The sequence below is a fragment of the Rhizobium sp. R86522 genome (assembly GCF_042466255.1).
GTDB lineage: Bacteria > Pseudomonadota > Alphaproteobacteria > Rhizobiales > Rhizobiaceae > Allorhizobium.
On record NZ_JAXHBX010000001.1, the window covers coordinates 4,283,380 to 4,301,193 of the forward strand.

Below are 17,814 nucleotides of genomic sequence, written 5' to 3' on the forward strand. Positions count from 1 at the left end.
CATGGCAGGGCGCGGCGACAATTCGAAGGCGAGAGCCGGCGGTGGAGTAGACACGGAACCGGTGCGCCGGGCCATCACGGGCTGCGTCCGTTCGATTGCGGGTGATCCGCAGGTCGAGGTCGCCTTCGCCAACGAGCGTCCTGGTCTTGCCGGCGAGCGGATCCGCCTGCCGGAACTCTCCAAGCGTCCGACCGCCCATGAGCTCGCCGTGACCCGCGGTCTTGGCGATTCCATGGCGCTCAGGCTCGCCTGCCACGATCAGAAGGTCCATGCGGCGCTTGCACCGCAGGGCACAGATGCCCGCGCCATCTTCGATGCGGTCGAACAGGCTCGTGTGGAATCGCTCGGGTCGCTGCGCATGCCAGGCGTGGCCTCCAACATCCAGTCGATGAACACCGAGAAATACGCGAAAGCGAATTTCTCGACGATCAGCCGGCAGGAAGATGCGCCGATCGGCGAGGCCGTCGCCATGCTGGTGCGCGAAAAGCTCACCGGCCAGAAGGCGCCGGAAACGGCCGGCAAGGTGCTCGACCTCTGGCGTCCCTTCATCGAGGACAAGGCCGGTGCCGACCTCGACAATCTCTCGTCCGTCATCGAAGACCAGCAGGCCTTCTCCCGCGTGATCCGCCACATGCTGTCGGCCATGGACATGGCTGAGGACATGGGCGACGATCAGGAGCAGAGCGAGGACGAGCAGTCCACCGACGAGGAGCAGCCGCGCAGCGGCGAGCAGGACCAGGAAACGTCCGAAGACGAAGCCGGTCAGGATTCCGCGCCTGCGGAAGAAAGCGAAGCCTCGCAGGAACAGCTCGACGACGGCGAGATGGACGGTGCCGAAATCTCCGAAGAGGAGATGTCGGACGAGGGCGACGACGACAGCGAGACGCCCGGCGAAATGCGCCGTCCGGCGACCCCCTTCGACGATTTCAACGAGAAGGTCGACTACAAGATCTTCACCCAGGAATTCGACGAGGAGATCACGGCTGAAGAGCTTTGCGATGAGGCCGAGCTCGAGCGCCTACGCGCTTTCCTCGACAAGCAGCTCGCGCACCTGCAGGGTGCCGTCGGCCGGCTCGCAAACCGCCTGCAGCGCCGCCTGATGGCGCAGCAGAACCGCTCCTGGGACTTCGATCTGGAAGAGGGTTATCTTGATCCGGCGCGTCTCACCCGCCTGATCATCGACCCCATGCAGCCGCTCTCCTTCAAGAAGGAGAAGGACACCAAGTTCCGCGATACCGTCGTGACGCTGGTCATCGACAATTCCGGCTCGATGCGCGGCCGTCCGATCACGGTTGCCGCCTCCTGTGCCGACATCCTTGCCCGCACGCTCGAGCGCTGCGGCGTCAAGGTCGAGATCCTCGGCTTCACCACCAAGGCCTGGAAGGGCGGACAGGGCCGAGAGAAGTGGCTTGCGAGCGGCAAGCCGCCGGCGCCCGGCCGCCTCAACGATCTGCGCCACATCATCTACAAGTCGGCGGACGCCCCCTGGCGCCGGTCGCGCCGCAATCTCGGCCTGATGATGCGCGAGGGCCTGCTCAAGGAAAACATCGACGGCGAAGCGCTGATGTGGGCGCATAACCGCCTGATCGGCCGCCGCGAGCAGCGCAAGATCCTGATGATGATCTCGGATGGTGCGCCGGTCGACGATTCGACGCTGTCGGTGAACCCGGGCAACTATCTCGAGCGCCATCTGCGCGCCGTCATCGAGCAGATCGAGACGCGGTCTCCGGTTGAGCTTCTGGCGATCGGCATCGGCCACGATGTCACGCGCTACTATCGCCGCGCCGTCACCATCGTGGACGCCGACGAACTGGCCGGCGCCATGACCGAACAGCTCGCCTCGCTCTTCGAGGAAAAGCCGTCCGGTGGCACAGGCCGGGCGCGCCTGCGTGCCTGAGCGATCGATCTATGGGCGGCGTCTTGGCCTGAGCTCTGCGCTGGCAGGCCTGCTTGCGCTCTCCGCCTGTACGCCTTCGGTCATCTCGCCCGGTCAGACCTTGTCCATCCCGGTCGACAGCGACATGTTCACTGAACTCGGCGGCAATCCGACCATCGCGCCCGGACTGACATTCCTCGGCGGTGTCGAGTTGTCATCCTCCGAGCCGCTGTTCGGTGCCTTCTCGTCGATCCGGTTCCTGGACGACAGCCGCTTCCTCGGTGTGTTCGACACGGGCTACTGGATCGAGGGAGAGATCAGGCGCGATGCCGAGGGCCGACTCGCTGGTGTCGACGCCGTCAAACTTGCGCCGTTGCTGGACGCGTCGGGGCAAGAGAGCCCGAGCAAGTTCTTTGTCGATGCCGAAAGCCTTGCCGTCGATGGTAACGGTGCCTTCGTGGGTTTCGAACAGCGTCACCGCGTCGTGTCCTACGCTCCTCTGTCCGACCTCGGCAAGGCAGTGCCGTCTGAACCGCTCGCCTTCCCCTTCGATCTCGACGTCCTGCGCAGCAATGGCGGTTTGGAGGCGCTGGTGATCGCCGAAAAGGACGGACCGCTCGGCGGGGCGCTGGTGGCGATTTCCGAAAAGAGCTTCGACGGCAACGGCAATATCTATGCGGCGATCCTCGGTGGTCCGCTTGCCGGCGAATTTCGAGTGCGTCCGCGCGACGGTTTCGACATCACCGATGCGACTTTCCTGCCGGATGGCGATCTCCTGCTGCTCGAGCGCCGCTTCACCATCGCCAGAGGTGTGGGCATGCGTTTGCGCCGCGTCGACGGGGGCAGCATTCGACCGGATGCTGTTCTCGATGGCGAGATCCTGTTCGAGGCCAATTACCGATCCCAGATCGACAATATGGAAGGCATCGACGCCATCCCCGAGCCCGACGGCTCCGTTCGGCTGATCGTCGTCTCCGACGACAACCATTCGATCCTGCAGCGGAACTTGATGCTGGAATTCCGGCTCTCCGCGCCTCAGTCATGATGTCTTCACCCCTAGAAAACGAAACAGCCCCGGTTTGCCGAGGCTGTCTTTGATCGTTTGGTTTCGCTGCCGTCAGGCCGTGCGCGAGGCTGTCGGCATGGGGCGAACGACACTCATCAGCGCGCCGTAGGGCAGGAGCATGATGAAACCGATCAGCATCTTCACGCCGAAGTCGGCGATCGCCCAGGAGATCCAGCGTGGTGCTTCTGTCGACATCACGCCTAGGATAGGGGCTGCGGCAATCGCGAAGTCGTCGTTCGGGCCGATGAAGCCGAAGACGGGCGCGAAGGACAGCGAGAAGAAGATGATCGTGTCCAGCACGGAGCCGATCAGCGAGCCCATCAGCGGTGCCTTCCACCAGGTCTGCTGGCGCAGCCTGTTGAAAACCGAGATGTCGAGCAGCTGGCCGACGAGGAAGGCCGAGCCCGATGCGATCGCAATGCGCGGCGTGGCCAGCAGGATCGACAGGAGAACACCTGCGATGAAGCCGACGAGAACGACGCGGCGCGCAACCTGGGGGCCGAACTGACGGTTGGTCAGGTCGGTGACGAGGAAGGCGATCGGATAGGTGAAGGCGCCAAAGGTCAGGAGGTCGGCCAGATTAATGCCGGCCAGAACGCCATTGACCGGATGCTGGACGAGGAAGTTCGAGGCGACGACGATTGTCGTCATCAGCAGACTGTAGGCAAAGAAATAGCGCTTGTTCAGCATTTTTTTATCCTGGGTGATGCCACCAGTTGGAGGGACAAAAATGTAAGGGTAGGGCGGTATGCGAGGCTCTCGCCTCTCAGGATACCCCAAACGAAAAGGCTTGCCCGGCGTGCCGGTCAAGCCTTTCGAAAGTCTGGCCGGATGACGCTATTAAGCGGCTTCGGCGGTCTTCTTGACGATCTGGCGACGCAGCAGACGAGCGCGCATGCTCAGTTCGGTTTCGGAAGCCTTGATCAGGAAAGCATCGAGACCACCGCGATGCTCGACCGTGCGCAGGGCAGCAGCCGAAACGCGCAGGCGGAAGCGCTGGTTCAGAGCGTCCGAGATCAGCGTGACGTCGCACAGGTTCGGAAGGAACCGGCGCTTGGTCTTGTTGTTCGCGTGGCTCACGTTGTTGCCCGACTGGACGCCCTTGCCGGTCAATTCGCAACTGCGGGACATGGTACACCTATTGTTTTTTTAGGCCATCGCATCGCTTCCGGCCAAATGCCGGCGAGGCAATCCAACAGCGTCTGATTGGAAAGTTGCGGTTCTATAGTCAGTGAGAACCGGCGCGTCAAGCCAAACCTTGGATTTTCCGGGCGGCAGACCGGGTGTAGGATATTTTCTTGCCACAGTCCACGGCGAGACTGCATGTTCTAGACGCCGGCCCGCCGGCATTCCCATGATGGAGATGGCATTTGCGTCCGACCGGCTTCCTTACCGCCTTCCTCGTCCTTGCCGCCGGTGGTGCCGGGGCTGCCGATTATCGCTACGACACATCCTACAAGGTTTCTCTCGGTGTCTTGCCGATTGCGCGCATGACCTTTCAGACGGCCGTCAAAAACGACCGTTATACCATTTCCGGCCAGTTCCATTCGTCGAGCCTCGTGGACATCGTGCGCGAGGTGTCTGCCGACAGCAGCGTGTCCGGGCGCATGTCCGGCGGGAGCATGAACCCGGAGCGCTATGTGCTCGACTACAAGAGCGGCAAGCGGAAACATACCTACGAGGTGCTTTTTGCCGGTGGCAATGTGGTGGAAACCAGGGTCACGCCGGAGCGGCCGAAGCCGGACACCTGGGTGCCCGTCCAGCCGGGTGACCTGAAGTCGGTGCTTGATCCGATTGGTGCTCTCCTCATCCCCGGCAATGCCGATGTCTGCGGCCAGATACTGCCCGTCTATGACGGCGAAAGCCGGATGGATCTCGTTCTCTCCCCGAACCGCTCCGAGACCTTCTCCGCCGGCCGTGCCAAGGGCGAGGCCATCGTCTGTTCGGTTCGCTACGTGCCGAAGTCCGGATATCGCCAGGGCCGCAAGGACATCGAGTATCTGAAGTCGGTGACCGGCATGGAGATCTGGTTTGCCAAGACTGCGACGCTGCAGCTATATGCACCTGTCTATGCGAGAATCCCGACCCGCTACGGAACCGTGCATGTGACAGCAGAAAAGTTCGACGGCTAGTTTCAGCGGGCGAGCCCCGCATCAGGGGATTTCATGAAGACCAAGGCAACGCTGATCGGGTTCACCGCGATCCTGATGTGGTCCTTTCTCGCGCTGATGACGGCGGCCTCCGGCACTATGCCGCCCTTCCAGCTTTCGGCCATCACCTTTGCGATCGGCAGCCTGCCCGGCATCCTGTTGTTCATCGCCCGGCCGGAGCGCCTGAAGGAGCTCCGCCAGCCGCCGAAGGTCTGGCTCGCCGGCGTCGGTGGCCTCTTCGGCTATCATTTTCTCTATTTCACCGCACTCCGGAATGCGCCGGCCGTCGAGGCCGGTCTGATCGCCTATCTCTGGCCGCTCCTGATCGTCGTCGGCTCGGCGCTCCTGCCGGGCGAAAGGCTCGGTTGGCACCATATCGTCGGTGCTTTGTGCGGCCTTGCCGGAACCGCGCTCATTGTCGGCAAGAACGGTTTCGCTTTCGACCCTGCCTATAGCCTCGGCTATTTCACCGCCTTGCTCTGCGCCTTCACCTGGGCGGCCTATTCGCTTGTCAGCCGCAAGTTCGAGACGGTGTCGACCGATGTCGTCACCGGCTTCTGCCTTGCGACATCGGCTCTTTCACTTCTCTGCCATCTCGCGCTCGAAACCACCGTCTGGCCGGATACGACGGCGCAATGGGCCGCGGTGATCGGGCTCGGGCTGCTTCCGGTGGGTCTTGCCTTCTATGTCTGGGACTATGGGGTGAAGAACGGCGACATCCAGATCCTCGGCGTTTCCAGCTATGCCGCGCCGCTTCTGTCCACGCTGATCCTGATTATTTTTGGCTTTGGCGAGATTAGCGTCAGAATTGGCCTTTCATGCCTGCTTATCACAGGTGGCGCTGTGCTCGCGGCTCGCGATATGGTTTTCCGCAAATCGGAGCGCGCGACCTGACGGGAGATTGAATGGCCACTGCGACCGGCATCCTCTGGCTTTCGGTCGCGCTCGGTACCAGCTATCTCTGGATCCTGCCGCGAGAGAAAACCGTGTTCCGGGCCGTCTGGAAGACGTTGCCAGTCCTGCTGCTCGCCCTCTATGCCTATGCCGTCGGCGCCCATCCGCTGCTGGTTGCCGCCCTTTTGTTCGGAGCCCTTGGCGACTGGTCACTCGCCTTTGAAGGAGACCGAGCCTTTGTCGGTGGTGTCGCCGCCTTTCTCTCGGCTCATATCGCCTATGTGGCCTTGCTCGCGACCCTCACCGACCTGGAGATCGCCTTTGCCGAACCCTGGCGGGTGATCGCCGGCGCGCTTGTCGCGATCCTGACCTTCGGCGTGCTTATGCGCATCTGGAAGCCTGCCGGACGATTGGCACTGCCCATAGGCATCTATGTCTTCTTGTTCATGGTCCTGGTCTGGCTGACGCTCGGTCTCGCCAATCCGATCGCCTTTGTCGGCGCGACGCTCTTCATTCTCTCGGACATCGTGCTGACGATCCGGAAATACTGGACGGGCCCCGATCACCCGATCGATGGCATGGCCGCTTACTTCGTCTGGGCGACCTATTATGCAGCGCAGGTGATCCTGACGGTGACGCTGTCCGAGGTCTGAATCGCGGACTTATGCGCCCGGTGCCCAGCCTGGCGGCGCCATTTCGAAGGCGGAAAAGTCGAAGCCGGGCGCTACGGTACAGCCGACCAGCGTGAATTCGCCGAGACTTTCCGCCGCCTGCCACTCATCGGCATCAATGATTGCCTGAGGACGCTGACCGGCCGCGAGATCGAGCCCCAGCACGACCGTCTCCTGCGTCACGCCGTCCTTCGAACGGCGCAGGGCAAGCGGCGCACCGGCATAGTAGTGCCAGGCCTCGGCGGCATCCTTGACCTTGTGCCAGTGAGACCGTTCGCCGGCCTGCAGGAGATAGTAGATCGCCGTCGAATGGCCGCGGGGGCCGCCGTGTTCGTCCCGATAGGTTTCCACATACCAGCCGCCCTCGGGATGACGCTGCATGCCGAGGGTTTCGATGATATCGGCTGCCTGCATCAGAAGGAGTCCTTGCGCTTGCGGATTTCCGCGAAGACCTCGTCATTTGTCGCGCCCTCCATGCCGAGCGTGCGGCGAATATCCGGGTCGCCGGCGCGCAGGAAGGGATTGGTTTCCTTCTCCAGGCCGATGGTCGTCGGGATGGTGAAATCGCCACGCTTGCGCTGCATTTCGATCAGTTCGACGCGGGATCTGAGCCGGGCATTCTCCGGATCGACCGTCAGTGCGAAGCGGGCATTCGAGAGTGTGTATTCATGGCCGAAATAGACGATGGTCTCGTCGGGCAGCGCTGCAAGCTTCTGCAGGGCATGCCACATGTCGAGTGCGGATCGTTCGAAGAGGCGCCCGCAGCCGAGGGCGAAGAGCGTGTCGGCGGCAAAGAGCAGCATATCCTCGGGCAGGTAGTAGCAAATATGCCCCGCAGTGTGGCCCGGCGTCTCGATTACCCGCACCGGCCGCTTGGCGAAGGTGAACTCGTCGCCGTCGCCCACAGTCCGGTCGATGCCGGGAATCGCCGCCGCCTCGTTGCGCGGGCCGATGATCTCGCAGCCGTATTTTTCCTTCAGTGCCAGATTGGCATCGACATGGTCACCGTGGTGGTGGGTCGTGAAGACATGGGTGATCGCCCAGCCCCGCTTCTCCGCGGCCGCCACGATCGGATCGAGTTCCGGTGCGTCGATCGACGCCGTCTCGCCGGTTTCCGGGCAATGGAGGAGGACGCCGAAGTTGTCACTTCGGCAGAGGAATACCTCGATCTGCAGTGATTTCATTGTTGACCCGCTTTTTTATGTCCCACCTCGTTGGCGCGAATGTATCCTCTTGCAGCTTGAAGTCCAAGGATGGGCTGCTAACAATAAGTTCATGCATGTCGATATCGTGGATCTGAGGCAGTTTTATTATACGATGCTCGGCCGAGTGGCGGAGCAGTCGGTCGCGCTGGCAATATCCTCGGTCTGGGCGCGCCTGCCACAGGAACGGCTTGTCGGCCTTGGTTACTGTATTCCCTTTCTCGAACGCTTCCGTGCCGACACCGAGCGTACCATGGCCTTCATGCCGGCAGGGCAGGGGGCTGTGAACTGGCCGGTCGGCGAACCCTCGGCCACGACGCTCGTCTTCGACGAGGAGTTGCCTCTCCCTGATAGTTCGGTCGATCGCGTTCTCATGGTTCATTCACTCGAATTCGCCGAGAACCCGCGGGAAACCTTGAAGGAAGTCTGGCGGGTGCTCGCCCCCGGCGGCCGCCTCGTCATCGTCGTGCCCAACCGCCGTGGTGTTTGGGCTCGCATGGAACACACGCCCTTCGGTTCGGGCCGGCCCTATTCGCGTGGCCAGCTCACGGCGCTGCTGCGCGAGACCAACTTCACACCCGGTGCCTCGGCAGAGGCCTTGTTCTTCCCGCCGTCGAAGATCCGTGCAGTCCTGCGCCTTCGCCGAGGCTTCGAGCGGCTTGGTAAGGTACTCTGGCCGGCCTTTTCCGGCGTCATCGTCGTCGAGGCGCAGAAGCGGCTCTATCAGGGACTGCCCGTTGCCGCGCGTGCCTCCCGCCGCGTCTTTGCGCCGGTGCTCGCACCGCAGGGCGTGCCGACGACCCGCAATCGGTCTCCCGAGGTCTGAAAAGCGGAGAGTGTCGGGCGTCCCCTGGACAGGCTGCGGCGCTCGCCCGCCTCGACAAAGCGAGTTTTCCGCAGTAATCCCAATCCCATGTGAAGGGGTGGCCTCTTGCCATCCAATGGCCGGGAATGCGCCTCATGAACGCCTCGACGAAGCCGACACCCCGTGCCGGGGTCATGGAGATCGCCGCCTATGTTCCTGGCAAGGACCATGCGGGCGGTGTTTCCCGCGTCTTCAAGCTGTCGTCCAATGAAACGCCGGTTGGTCCAAGCCCGAAGGCCATGGACGCCTTCCGCATAGCGGCCGAAACGCTTGAGATCTATCCCGACGGACAAGCGCGCGTGCTGCGTGCTGCGATCGCCGAGGTGCATGGGCTGAACCCGGCCAACATCCTCTGCGGCAATGGTTCGGGCGAGTTGCTGGCCCTGCTCGCCAACATCTATGTCGGGCCCGGCGACGAAGCCATCATCACCGAACATGGCTTCCTGCTCTATCGGATCCAGATCCTGGCGGCCGGCGGCACGCCCGTGACGGTCAAGGAAGCCGATCGGCGCGTCGACGTGGATGCAATCCTTGCCGCCGTGACCGAGCGGACGAAAATCGTCTTCCTCACCAATCCCGGCAATCCGACTGGCACCTATGTGCCCTATGCCGAGATCAAGCGACTGCATGCGGCCTTGCCTGCGCATGTCATCCTCGTGCTCGACGCCGCCTATGCGGAATATGTCCGCCGAAACGATTATGAGGCCGGTATCGCGCTCGTGTCTGCCAACCGCAACGTTGTGATGACCCGGACCTTCGCCAAGGTCTACGGGCTGGCTGCTCTGCGCATCGGCTGGATCTATGGCCCCGCCGAGATCATCGACACGCTGAACCGGGTGCGCGGGCCGTTCAACATCAACACGCCGGCACTTCTCGCCGGGGCTGCCGCCATGCACGACCAGGCGCATGTGGCGAAAGCCGTCGAGCATAACCAGGTCTGGCTCGCCCGGGTCTCGGAAGCGCTCACCGCCCTTGGCCTCGAGGTCACGCCCTCGGTCACCAATTTCATCCTGATCCACTTCCCTGACCAGGACGGAAAGCGCGCGTCTGATGCCGATGCCTTCCTGACTTCGTGCGGCTTCGTCTTGCGCGCCGTCTCGTCCTATGGTTTTCCCAATGCACTCCGCATGACGATCGGCAGCGAGGAGGCCAATACCGGCGTCATCACTGCCCTCACCGAATTCATGGAACGCACCTGATGTCTGAAATCCTGTTCGACCGCATCGCCCTGATCGGTATCGGCCTCATCGGCTCGTCGATCGCCCGCGACGTGAAGAAGCTTGGGCTGGCTAAAGAGGTCGTCATCTCGACCCGCAGCGCCGAGACGCTGAAGCGGGCAGAAGAACTGGAGCTCGGTACTGCTTATGTCGAGTCTGCCGCCGAGGCGGTCAAGGATGCCGATCTCATCATCGTCTCCGTTCCCGTCGGCGCTTCGGAAGCGGTCGCCAAACAGATCGCGCCCAACCTGAAGCTGGGCGCCATCGTCACCGATGTCGGCTCGACCAAGGCATCCGTCATCGCGCAGATGGCGCCGCATATGCCAGACGGTGTGCATTTCATTCCCGGTCATCCGCTGGCGGGTACGGAGAAGTCCGGTCCCGACGCCGGTTTTCCCGGCCTGTTCAAGGGTCGCTGGTGCATCTTCACGCCGCTCGAAGGTACGGACGCGCAGGCGATGGCCCGTCTGCGCGGCTTCTGGGAGGCGCTGGGATCGATGTGTGACGAGATGGATCCGCAGCACCACGACAAGGTGCTGGCCATCGTCTCGCATCTGCCGCATATCATCGCCTACAACATCGTCGGCACGGCGGACGATCTGGAGGCCGTGACGGAATCGGAAGTCATCAAGTATTCCGCTTCGGGTTTCCGCGACTTCACCCGTCTGGCCGCTTCCGATCCGACCATGTGGCGGGATGTCTGCCTGCACAACAAGGATGCGATCCTCGAAATGCTGGCACGGTTTTCGGAGGATCTCGCCTATCTACAGCGGGCGATCCGCTGGGGTGAGGGCGACAAGCTGTTCGAACTCTTCTCGCGCACCCGCACCATCCGTCGCTCGATCGTCCAGGCAGGCCAGGATGTCGATGTGCCGGACTTCGGCCGTCACGCGCTCGACAAGTGAGCCAATCCCGCCGCCTCAGAGGGGCGGGATCTGTCCAAGCGGGATGAAGCCGAGCGATGCCACGCCATTCTGGATGGTGATCTCGGCTTCGCTGTCGTCGCGGCCGAAGGCGAGTGCCCGCAGTACGTTGGCGACATTGTCGATCATGTCTGATTGCTCGGGATAAGCCGTCTTCACAGCATCGCGCCAGGCACGGATTTGCTCGACCTGCAACTTGATCCGCCCGGAGATCAGGCCGTCTTCACCCACCTCGAAGGGGCCACTCAGCGTCAGGACACGGCCTTCACCCATGTCGATCACCATGCGACGAATTTCGCCCCTGGTGCCGTAGAGCTTCTGCTCCTGTGCCACACGCGGATCGAGCAATCCGCCCTTGTCGGCAAAGGTGGCGTCGAGGCTCGCCGCTACGGGGGGAAGCGCGATCTGGGTGCCGTCGATCGAGACCGAGACATCGCGCACCAGCGTCGCGTAGTCGAGATTGCCTTCGTTCTGGCGGACATGCGACTGGGCGCTCGGCGCCGCCATCTGCACCTGCAGGTTCGACACGGTGGAGGTGACCGTCGCGCTGAGCCCTTCCATCATCAGCGAACTGCGCGACAGGCCTGATAGGCCGATGCGGAAGCTCGACTGCATGTTGGTCCAGTCCAGCGCCGTGTTGAAGCCGAGCGCCGAGCGGATTTCCGCCGGCCCGTCCAGTTCCCAGACGATATGGCCGGGATTGTAGATCTGGGCTGCTGCGCGCATCGGGCCGAAGGAGGCGGCCACACCCTGGAAGTGATCGTCGAAGGCAAGTCGCGTGCAATTCAGCCGGAAGCGGAAGGGATAGCCGCCAAGCGTCGCATCCTCGCAGGTTGCGGTCACGCCTGCCGGATTTCCGCCGCCGAAGAAGGTCAGAATGCGTTTCTTCAGAAATTCCGCAGCAAAATACCAGCCGACACTATAGACAGCGATGACGAGGACGATCAAAACGCCGAGCCGGACAACCTTTCGGCTGATCGTGCTTTCCGGCGCGGTCGACATGGCCATGGGATGCTCCTCGTTGCGATCACTTCACGTGTCTTGGATTGGCGTGCGATATGGACGAATTTTGGGTCTTTGGCTACGGATCGCTGATGTGGAATCCGGGCTTTCCCTATAAAGAAAGAGTGCTTGCCCGGCTCGGCGGTTATCGTCGTTCCCTCTGTGTGCGCTCCTATGTCCACCGCGGAACCGAAGAGCGCCCTGGACTGGTCCTCGGGCTCGACCGGGGCGGCTCCTGCAAGGGCGTCGCGTTCCGTGTCGCGCCATCTTCGTGGCAATCCACCGTTGACTATCTGCGCGAACGCGAACTCGTCACCAGCGTCTATCTTGAGCGCCACGTCCGCACCACGTTGGCCGACGGCCGCTCCGTCAGGGCACTCACCTACGTGATCGACCGGGCCCACCCGCAATATGCAGGCGCCGTCACGGTCGAGGAGGCGGCGCAGATCGTCGAGGGCGCCGTCGGTCGCTCGGGTCCCAATCCGGTCTATGTCGCCAACACCGTCGCCCATCTCAGGGAAATCGGCATCCGCGACCACTGGCTCGAGAGCGTGGCTTCCGCCATCACCGCGAACGGAGCCTGAAGCCCCGCACGCATTCCCGTGTTGAATGCGTTCAGAGTGCTCCGAGTTCCTTCAGCCTGTTCACGGCCGTGGGAGGCAGCGGCAGATGCGGGTTGTCCTTGGCCGTCTTGATCAGCAATTCGTCGCTTGCCGCCTCCAGGCGTTCCATCAGGGTCGCCTGCATGACGTCGGGATCGAGACCCGGCTCGATCGGCGGCAGGATGCGCACGACGAAGTGACCCGGAAAACGCAGGAACTTGCGGCGCGGCCAGAAGAGACCGGGATGCATGGCGACGGGCACGACGGGCACGTTGATGTCGCGGTAGAGACGGGCGATGCCATATTTGTATTCCGGCGGCGCACCCGGCGGACGGCGGGTGCCCTCGGGATAGATGATCAGCTGGCGGCCATTGGCCATTTCCACCTTGGTCCGCTCGATGACCTGCGCCATGACCTTGCCCTTGGCGCCGCGATTGACCGGGATCATCCGCTGCTTGGCGACATACCAGCCGAAGACCGGGATCCACATCAGTTCCCGCTTCAGGATATAGACCGGATCATCCAGCCATGGCAGCAGCGCATAGGTGTCCCAGAAGGACTGGTGCTTCGGCGCCAGGATATAGCCGCCGCTCTTCGGAATGTTCTCCAGCCCCTCGACCGTAAACGTCGTGCCGACGATCTTCTCCATCAGCCAGTGATTGGCGCGCGCCCAGTCCTTCGGCACGAAGAAGGCCTTCTTGCGCGGCAAGAGGAAGTAGATCGGAAACAGCACGATCATCCGGATGATGATGTTCGCGTAAAAGGCGATGTTGAAGATGATGGAACGCAGGGCAATCATGATCTGGAGCTCTCGAGGGCGGGCGAAACCGTCATTAGAGCAAAAGTCCCGCCAGCAAAAGCGCTAGCTTCTTCTTGCTGGTCAGGATGTGCGTCCAGATTCGGTGATTTCGCCGTCCGGGCGCAGGCCCTGATCCCGGCTCCATCCGGTCACGCCCCTGACATAGGCAATCACCGTCTTCCCGTATTCGGCCAGCATGGTGCGCATCGCATCCGGCTCGCTGTACCAGGCGCGCGTCTTCAGATCGGCATTGACCACGGGATAGCCGATGAATTCGGTGTCCGGATCGCTGCGGCGCAACTCCATCAGGCTGCGGGAGAGATGGTAGTTACTGGTGACGACCAGGATGGAGCGATAGCCCTTGTCGCGGATCCAGATCGCCGTCTCGTTGGCATTGCCGATCGTGTCGATCGCGGCGTAACCGATGTCGACGCAGCATTCGAAGATGTCAGGCGAGGTGCGCGTCGCCTTGCGGATCTGCCCTGCGGTGGTCGAGGGATTGACCCCCGAGATCAGAAGTCTTTCGCCGTAGCCGCGCTTCAGAAGATCGATCGCCTGCTCGATGCGCTGGTAACCTCCGGTCAGAACGACGATCGCATCCGCCTTCACCGTCTCGGGTGGCCGCATGTTACTCACCGAATCAGCGAAGATCAGAAAACCGGCCACCAGCACCGCCGCGCTGAGGATCACGAGCATCCCGCCGTAGCGCAAAGCCCGGCGTATCAGGCCTTTGCGCGCAAAGAGGCCGTCTCCGGAAGTAGGGCGGCCGCCGTCACGCAGCGGTTGATTCGAGGTCATCCGATCCATGCTCATAGCCCGTGAATAGCCGGGATTTCCCACAGCGAACAGGCGGCTTTAAGGCAAGTCAACATGCGAGATTTCGTCAATCGTCGAGAAGGCCGTCCGTGCGGGCCGGATCGGAGCGAATGAGATCGATTTCATAGATCGTGCGCATGACCGTCAGGCGCGCGGTAATGGTGGTCAGAAGCGCAATCACGATCATCGTCGCGAAGATGCCGAGATAGCCGCCCCAGCCGATCGTGAAGGTGCCAAACAGTGCCGTCGCCTGGTCGCTTTCCGGGGTTGCCAGCGAGCGGCTTTGCCAGAAACTGGCAAGCGCAAAAAAGCTTGCTGCCAGCACCGCCCCGACGGCTGCGCCCTTCATGCTGATCTTCAGAAAGTGTTTCTGAAATTCCTGGGCGACGAAGCTGCCCTCGGCGCCGACGAAATGCAGCACTTCGATGATATGGCGGTTGCCTGACAAAGCGCCGCGCGTCGCAAAAACCACCGTCAGCACCATGGCCGTGAAGACGAGGATCAGGATGCCCGAGCCGATCAGCACCGTCGTGCGGGCCATCTGCACCAGACGGTCCACCCAGGTGCGGTGGTCGTCGAGGAAGGCCTGAGGCACTTCTTCATTCAGGAGCGCGCGCATGGCGTCGAAGTCGGGCGGATTGGTCTCGTCGATGGTAATGACGATCAGCCGAGGAACGGGGAGGTCTTCGAGGTTGAGCCCCGTGCCGAGCCAGGGTTCGAGCAGGCGCGCGGTCGCTCCGTCGTCCATGATCTGGCCGTCGCGGGTTCCAACGAAGGTGAGCGCCAGATCGCGCGCCTTGACGAGGGCGGCCCCCATGTCGAGGCCTTCTTCGGGTTTGATCTGGATGGTGATCTCGCGAGAGATCTGGCTTTGCCAGCCGGCGGCCGTGGCGCGGACCATGGACACGCCGCCAAGCGTCAGGCAGGCAAGGAAGGCCATGATTGCGATCACCACCATCAGGGCATTGCCCTGGATGTTGGATGGCGGCAGGATCGGGCCTGTCGGCCTCACCGTCATCTCGACGCGGCGCTTCTTCTGACCAGGGGTCTGGTTTGCGTTCTGATTTGGGTTCTGGGTGATCTCATTCATAGATGTCGAGCCGCCCGTCGGTCAGGATCATCCGGCGCGCATCCACCTGGTCCATCAATGCGAGATCGTGGGTGGCGATCACCACCGCGGTGCCGAGACGGTTGAGTTCCAGGAAAAGGCTCAAGAGTCTGCGTGCCATCGGCGGGTCTACATTGCCCGTCGGCTCGTCGGCGAGCAGGATTTCCGGCCGGTCGATCAGAGCGCGGGCGATCGCCACGCGCTGCTTCTCGCCGCCCGAGAGCACCGGCGGCAGCACATTGATGCGCTCGCCGAGGCCCACCCATTTCAAGAGTTCGATGACATCCTGCTTGTAGGTCTGTTCGGCCTTGCCGCGTACGCGCAAGGGAAGCGCCACGTTCTCATAGGTCGTCAGGTGGTCGAGCAGGCGGAAATCCTGAAAGACGATGCCGACGCGACGGCGCAGCATCGGCAGCTCATTGCGGGGTATGCTGGTGATGTCGCGGCCGAAGCTCTTGATCAGTCCGCGCGTCGGCTGCAGCGACATGAAGAGCAGGCGCAGAAGCGTCGTCTTGCCGGCGCCCGACGGCCCGGTCAGGAACTGGAAGGATCCCTTCGGCAGGTCGAAGGTCAGGTCGCGGAGGATCTCCGGTCCCATCCCATAGCGCAGGCCGACATTTTCGAAATGGATCAAAGGGGGCCCAGTCTGACGTGTCCGAGGTCTGGGGCGCGTAAACGACGATCGTAAACGGCCGGTAAACATGCCCCGGGGCGCCTGGCCTTCTCAGCCGTCTTTCCGAAGCATTAACCAATTGAATTTACGACTGGTGAGGATTCGTTTCAACCGCCGACTTTCGGGGTATCCGATTTTGGCTGTGCGAAAGGTCCGCACACATGAGTGCTTTCCGTTATCAGAAGCAGGCCGCCGCCGCGGACCTCGATCTCCTGCCGCCGGATCGTGCCCGTCGACGGATCGATCACCAGCACCAGCGTGCGACCCGTCACGAAGTCGTGGATGCGCAGTTCGTCACGGTCCGGGAGGCACCCAAGGCGTCGCCACGCCCGGATGCGTCCGCGTCTTCCGCAGCCGTCGCCCCTGATCTGCGTGCGATCCTCCGTCATGCGACCGATGCCGTCGAACAGCGCCTGCAACAGCTGTCGGACGTCGCCTTTTCGCTGCTTGTGGCGATTGCCTTTGTCTCCATCTTCTCGCTTGCCGGACAATTGGTCTTCGGCGGTGGCGAGCATCCGGAGATTGCCGCCAAGCCGCTTGACTTCACGCATGTCAATCTGACGCCACAGGACCGCAACGGAATGCGTGTTCTTCTGCTCAATGCCATCGTCGAGAACCGCACCGCCCGGGAAGTGTCGCTGCCGAAGCTCAGGGCCGATCTTCTCATCGACGGGCAGGTGATCGCCAGCACCTATATCGAGCCGCCGGTCGCGAGCCTGGATGGCGGCGAGAGCCGCGGCATCGTCACCCGTCTCCAGCATCCCGGTGGAAAAACGCCGGAAGTCCGGCTTTCCTTCGAAGAGTCGGGTGCCTAAGCCCTTGCCAGTGTGCTAAGGCCCTTGCCTTTCCGGCATGCCGCCGGCCAAGGACCTGAGGTCGACAAGCAAGGAGTTCCCCATGCCCGTAGTTCGCGGAAAGAACATCGAACCGCTCTTTACCGCCGAGCAGATCCGGCAGCGTAATCTCGAACTCGCCCAGGATATCATCAAGGGTCCCTGCGACGACCTTCTGGTCATTTCGGTACTGAAGGGCTCATTCATCTTCGCTGCCGACCTCATTCGTGCGTTGCATGACGTCGGCCTCGCCCCGGAAGTCGAGTTCATCACCCTGTCCAGCTATGGCACAGGCACGGTCTCCCAGGGCGTGAAGATCATCAAGGACATCGATAGCGACGTGAAGGGGCGCAACATCCTTCTGATCGACGATATTCTCGAGTCCGGCCGCACCCTGCTTTTCGCCAAGGAACTGATGTTCGAGCGGGGTGCCGCCAATGTCACCATCGCCGTGCTTCTCGACAAGAAAGTGAAGCGAAAAGAACAGTTTGAGGCTGATTATGTCGGTTTCGAATGCCCCGACTATTTCGTCGTGGGCTACGGCATGGATGTGGCCTATGCCTTCCGCGAACTGCCCTTCGTCGGCGTCGTCACAGGCGACGCGTGAGCTGTTTCGAAATGGAACATCTCGCCATCTGATGGCAGTGACCTGTTAACCATCGCGCCGGACGACCTGTCCGGCGTTTACCACTCGACAAGGAAAGTCTGGTGATTTGCCTCTCGCAAGGCTCAAATGACGCGGGAGAAAACTTCAACCATGGCGAGAATCCTCATCACCGAAGACGAAGACTCCCTGCGTTCGTTCGTGGCCAGGGCGCTCCGCCTCGACGGTCACGAGACGCATGAAGCCGCCGATGGCGCGGAAGGTCTCGAAAAGCTCTCCGAAGGCGCCTTTGACCTGCTTCTGTCGGATATCCGCATGCCCGTCATGGACGGCATCGAGCTTGCGCATCGCGCCCATTCCGAATTCCCGGCCATGAAAATCCTGCTGATGACCGGCTATGCCGAGCAGCGCGAACGTGCAGACGACCTCTCGGCAAAGATCGTCGACGTCGTCTCCAAGCCCTTCGCCCTGCCGGATATTCGCAAAGCCGTTGCTTCGGCGCTTGCCGGCTGA

The 17,814-nt window shown here is 62.3% G+C and carries 21 protein-coding genes; 12 read left to right on the forward strand and 9 right to left on the reverse strand.

Annotated elements, in window-relative coordinates; translation table 11 throughout:
* Position 1: 1 nt before the first annotated feature.
* Both cobT and SJY08_RS20700 read left to right on the forward strand, forming a co-directional pair.
* Positions 2–1,897, forward strand: coding sequence for a cobaltochelatase subunit CobT (cobT, locus tag SJY08_RS20695; RefSeq protein ID WP_377277981.1), 1,896 nt, complete (start codon positions 2–4; stop codon positions 1,895–1,897).
* Positions 1,866–2,921 (forward strand): esterase-like activity of phytase family protein, encoded by a 1,056-nt coding sequence (locus tag SJY08_RS20700; protein ID WP_377277983.1) that lies wholly within the window; start codon positions 1,866–1,868, stop codon positions 2,919–2,921. Before cobT ends, SJY08_RS20700 begins: the two co-directional genes overlap by 32 nt.
* 72 nt (positions 2,922–2,993) lie before the next feature.
* On the opposite strand, the gene SJY08_RS20705 is transcribed toward SJY08_RS20700, so the two are convergent.
* Complete coding sequence (locus SJY08_RS20705; protein WP_054149898.1) at positions 2,994–3,632, reverse strand: VUT family protein; 639 nt, start codon at positions 3,630–3,632, stop codon at positions 2,994–2,996.
* Positions 3,633–3,782: 150 nt separating this feature from the next.
* Positions 3,783–4,073 carry a 50S ribosomal protein L28 gene (gene rpmB / locus SJY08_RS20710; RefSeq protein ID WP_006724535.1) on the reverse strand — a complete coding sequence of 97 codons (291 nt, stop codon included), beginning with the start codon at positions 4,071–4,073 and terminating at the stop codon, positions 3,783–3,785.
* A 239-nt stretch (positions 4,074–4,312) separates the two neighbouring features.
* On the opposite strand from rpmB, the gene SJY08_RS20715 reads away from it, so the two are divergent.
* From SJY08_RS20715 to SJY08_RS20725, 3 genes are read left to right on the forward strand one after another with little or no spacing between them, the layout of a single operon-like run.
* Complete coding sequence (locus tag SJY08_RS20715) at positions 4,313–5,074, forward strand: DUF3108 domain-containing protein (protein WP_054149899.1); 762 nt, start codon at positions 4,313–4,315, stop codon at positions 5,072–5,074.
* A gap of 33 nt (positions 5,075–5,107) precedes the next feature.
* On the forward strand, positions 5,108–5,986 hold the full coding sequence (locus SJY08_RS20720) for a DMT family transporter (protein WP_377277986.1): 879 nt from the start codon (positions 5,108–5,110) through the stop codon (positions 5,984–5,986).
* A gap of 11 nt (positions 5,987–5,997) precedes the next feature.
* Entirely contained in the window at positions 5,998–6,639 is a 642-nt protein-coding gene (locus SJY08_RS20725; protein WP_054149901.1) for a lysoplasmalogenase, read from the forward strand.
* A gap of 9 nt (positions 6,640–6,648) precedes the next feature.
* Here SJY08_RS20725 and SJY08_RS20730 read toward each other — a convergent pair whose 3' ends face one another.
* Both SJY08_RS20730 and gloB read right to left on the reverse strand, forming a co-directional pair.
* On the reverse strand, positions 6,649–7,071 hold the full coding sequence (locus SJY08_RS20730; protein WP_069042916.1) for a cupin domain-containing protein: 423 nt from the start codon (positions 7,069–7,071) through the stop codon (positions 6,649–6,651).
* Positions 7,071–7,841: a hydroxyacylglutathione hydrolase gene (gene gloB, locus SJY08_RS20735; protein ID WP_377277989.1), complete on the reverse strand. Its 771-nt coding sequence runs from the start codon at positions 7,839–7,841 to the stop codon at positions 7,071–7,073. The genes SJY08_RS20730 and gloB overlap by 1 nt, the downstream gene beginning before the upstream one ends.
* 91 nt (positions 7,842–7,932) lie before the next feature.
* Between gloB and SJY08_RS20740 the strand changes: the two genes are divergently transcribed.
* From SJY08_RS20740 to SJY08_RS20750, 3 genes are all read left to right on the forward strand, one after another.
* Positions 7,933–8,685, forward strand: coding sequence for a class I SAM-dependent methyltransferase (locus tag SJY08_RS20740; protein WP_054149904.1), 753 nt, complete (start codon positions 7,933–7,935; stop codon positions 8,683–8,685).
* 134 nt (positions 8,686–8,819) lie between these two features.
* A complete protein-coding gene (locus SJY08_RS20745; RefSeq protein WP_377277991.1) occupies positions 8,820–9,923 on the forward strand; it encodes a pyridoxal phosphate-dependent aminotransferase in 1,104 nt (367 codons plus the stop codon).
* Positions 9,905–10,846, forward strand: a complete 942-nt coding sequence (locus tag SJY08_RS20750; protein ID WP_377278697.1) for a prephenate/arogenate dehydrogenase family protein — start codon at positions 9,905–9,907, stop codon at positions 10,844–10,846. The genes SJY08_RS20745 and SJY08_RS20750 overlap by 19 nt, the downstream gene beginning before the upstream one ends.
* 15 nt (positions 10,847–10,861) lie before the next feature.
* Here the strand turns inward: SJY08_RS20750 and SJY08_RS20755 are convergent, their stop codons facing one another.
* Positions 10,862–11,872 (reverse strand): DUF2125 domain-containing protein, encoded by a 1,011-nt coding sequence (locus SJY08_RS20755; RefSeq protein ID WP_377277993.1) that lies wholly within the window; start codon positions 11,870–11,872, stop codon positions 10,862–10,864.
* A 50-nt stretch (positions 11,873–11,922) separates the two neighbouring features.
* Here SJY08_RS20755 and SJY08_RS20760 point away from each other — a divergent pair, with 50 nt between their 5' ends.
* Entirely contained in the window at positions 11,923–12,450 is a 528-nt protein-coding gene (locus tag SJY08_RS20760) for a gamma-glutamylcyclotransferase (RefSeq protein ID WP_377277995.1), read from the forward strand.
* Positions 12,451–12,481: 31 nt separating this feature from the next.
* Here the strand turns inward: SJY08_RS20760 and SJY08_RS20765 are convergent, their stop codons facing one another.
* The 4 genes from SJY08_RS20765 to ftsE all read right to left on the reverse strand — a co-directional run bounded on the left by SJY08_RS20765 (position 12,482) and on the right by ftsE (position 15,825).
* Positions 12,482–13,267 carry a 1-acyl-sn-glycerol-3-phosphate acyltransferase gene (locus SJY08_RS20765; RefSeq protein WP_054149908.1) on the reverse strand — a complete coding sequence of 262 codons (786 nt, stop codon included), beginning with the start codon at positions 13,265–13,267 and terminating at the stop codon, positions 12,482–12,484.
* 81 nt (positions 13,268–13,348) lie between these two features.
* On the reverse strand, positions 13,349–14,065 hold the full coding sequence (locus SJY08_RS20770; RefSeq protein WP_377277998.1) for a YdcF family protein: 717 nt from the start codon (positions 14,063–14,065) through the stop codon (positions 13,349–13,351).
* A gap of 85 nt (positions 14,066–14,150) precedes the next feature.
* Entirely contained in the window at positions 14,151–15,173 is a 1,023-nt protein-coding gene (locus SJY08_RS20775) for an ABC transporter permease (RefSeq protein WP_069042923.1), read from the reverse strand.
* Positions 15,166–15,825 (reverse strand): cell division ATP-binding protein FtsE, encoded by a 660-nt coding sequence (ftsE, locus tag SJY08_RS20780; RefSeq protein WP_054149910.1) that lies wholly within the window; start codon positions 15,823–15,825, stop codon positions 15,166–15,168. The genes SJY08_RS20775 and ftsE overlap by 8 nt, the downstream gene beginning before the upstream one ends.
* Positions 15,826–16,025: 200 nt before the next feature.
* Here ftsE and SJY08_RS20785 point away from each other — a divergent pair, with 200 nt between their 5' ends.
* The 3 genes from SJY08_RS20785 (at position 16,026) to SJY08_RS20795 (ending at position 17,814) form a co-directional block, all read left to right on the forward strand.
* On the forward strand, positions 16,026–16,679 hold the full coding sequence (locus SJY08_RS20785; RefSeq protein ID WP_377278001.1) for a hypothetical protein: 654 nt from the start codon (positions 16,026–16,028) through the stop codon (positions 16,677–16,679).
* Positions 16,680–16,761: 82 nt separating this feature from the next.
* Entirely contained in the window at positions 16,762–17,304 is a 543-nt protein-coding gene (hpt, locus tag SJY08_RS20790; RefSeq protein ID WP_006724552.1) for a hypoxanthine phosphoribosyltransferase, read from the forward strand.
* Positions 17,305–17,454: 150 nt separating this feature from the next.
* Positions 17,455–17,814: a response regulator gene (locus SJY08_RS20795; RefSeq protein ID WP_006724553.1), complete on the forward strand. Its 360-nt coding sequence runs from the start codon at positions 17,455–17,457 to the stop codon at positions 17,812–17,814.

Excerpts from the sequence above, each read along its gene's own strand:
- cobT (WP_377277981.1), top strand. The coding sequence starts at position 2 with ATGGCAGGGCGCGGCGACAATTCGAAGGCGAGAGCCGGCGGTGGAGTA.
- SJY08_RS20705 (WP_054149898.1), bottom strand. The coding sequence starts at position 3,632 with ATGCTGAACAAGCGCTATTTCTTTGCCTACAGTCTGCTGATGACGACA.
- rpmB (WP_006724535.1), bottom strand. The coding sequence starts at position 4,073 with ATGTCCCGCAGTTGCGAATTGACCGGCAAGGGCGTCCAGTCGGGCAAC.
- SJY08_RS20720 (WP_377277986.1), top strand. The coding sequence starts at position 5,108 with ATGAAGACCAAGGCAACGCTGATCGGGTTCACCGCGATCCTGATGTGG.
- SJY08_RS20725 (WP_054149901.1), top strand. The coding sequence starts at position 5,998 with ATGGCCACTGCGACCGGCATCCTCTGGCTTTCGGTCGCGCTCGGTACC.
- SJY08_RS20730 (WP_069042916.1), bottom strand. The coding sequence starts at position 7,071 with ATGCAGGCAGCCGATATCATCGAAACCCTCGGCATGCAGCGTCATCCC.
- gloB (WP_377277989.1), bottom strand. The coding sequence starts at position 7,841 with ATGAAATCACTGCAGATCGAGGTATTCCTCTGCCGAAGTGACAACTTC.
- SJY08_RS20740 (WP_054149904.1), top strand. The coding sequence starts at position 7,933 with ATGCATGTCGATATCGTGGATCTGAGGCAGTTTTATTATACGATGCTC.
- SJY08_RS20745 (WP_377277991.1), top strand. The coding sequence starts at position 8,820 with ATGAACGCCTCGACGAAGCCGACACCCCGTGCCGGGGTCATGGAGATC.
- SJY08_RS20755 (WP_377277993.1), bottom strand. The coding sequence starts at position 11,872 with ATGGCCATGTCGACCGCGCCGGAAAGCACGATCAGCCGAAAGGTTGTC.
- SJY08_RS20760 (WP_377277995.1), top strand. The coding sequence starts at position 11,923 with ATGGACGAATTTTGGGTCTTTGGCTACGGATCGCTGATGTGGAATCCG.
- SJY08_RS20765 (WP_054149908.1), bottom strand. The coding sequence starts at position 13,267 with ATGATTGCCCTGCGTTCCATCATCTTCAACATCGCCTTTTACGCGAAC.
- SJY08_RS20770 (WP_377277998.1), bottom strand. The coding sequence starts at position 14,065 with ATGACCTCGAATCAACCGCTGCGTGACGGCGGCCGCCCTACTTCCGGA.
- SJY08_RS20775 (WP_069042923.1), bottom strand. The coding sequence starts at position 15,173 with ATGAATGAGATCACCCAGAACCCAAATCAGAACGCAAACCAGACCCCT.
- SJY08_RS20785 (WP_377278001.1), top strand. The coding sequence starts at position 16,026 with ATGAGTGCTTTCCGTTATCAGAAGCAGGCCGCCGCCGCGGACCTCGAT.
- hpt (WP_006724552.1), top strand. The coding sequence starts at position 16,762 with ATGCCCGTAGTTCGCGGAAAGAACATCGAACCGCTCTTTACCGCCGAG.
- SJY08_RS20795 (WP_006724553.1), top strand. The coding sequence starts at position 17,455 with ATGGCGAGAATCCTCATCACCGAAGACGAAGACTCCCTGCGTTCGTTC.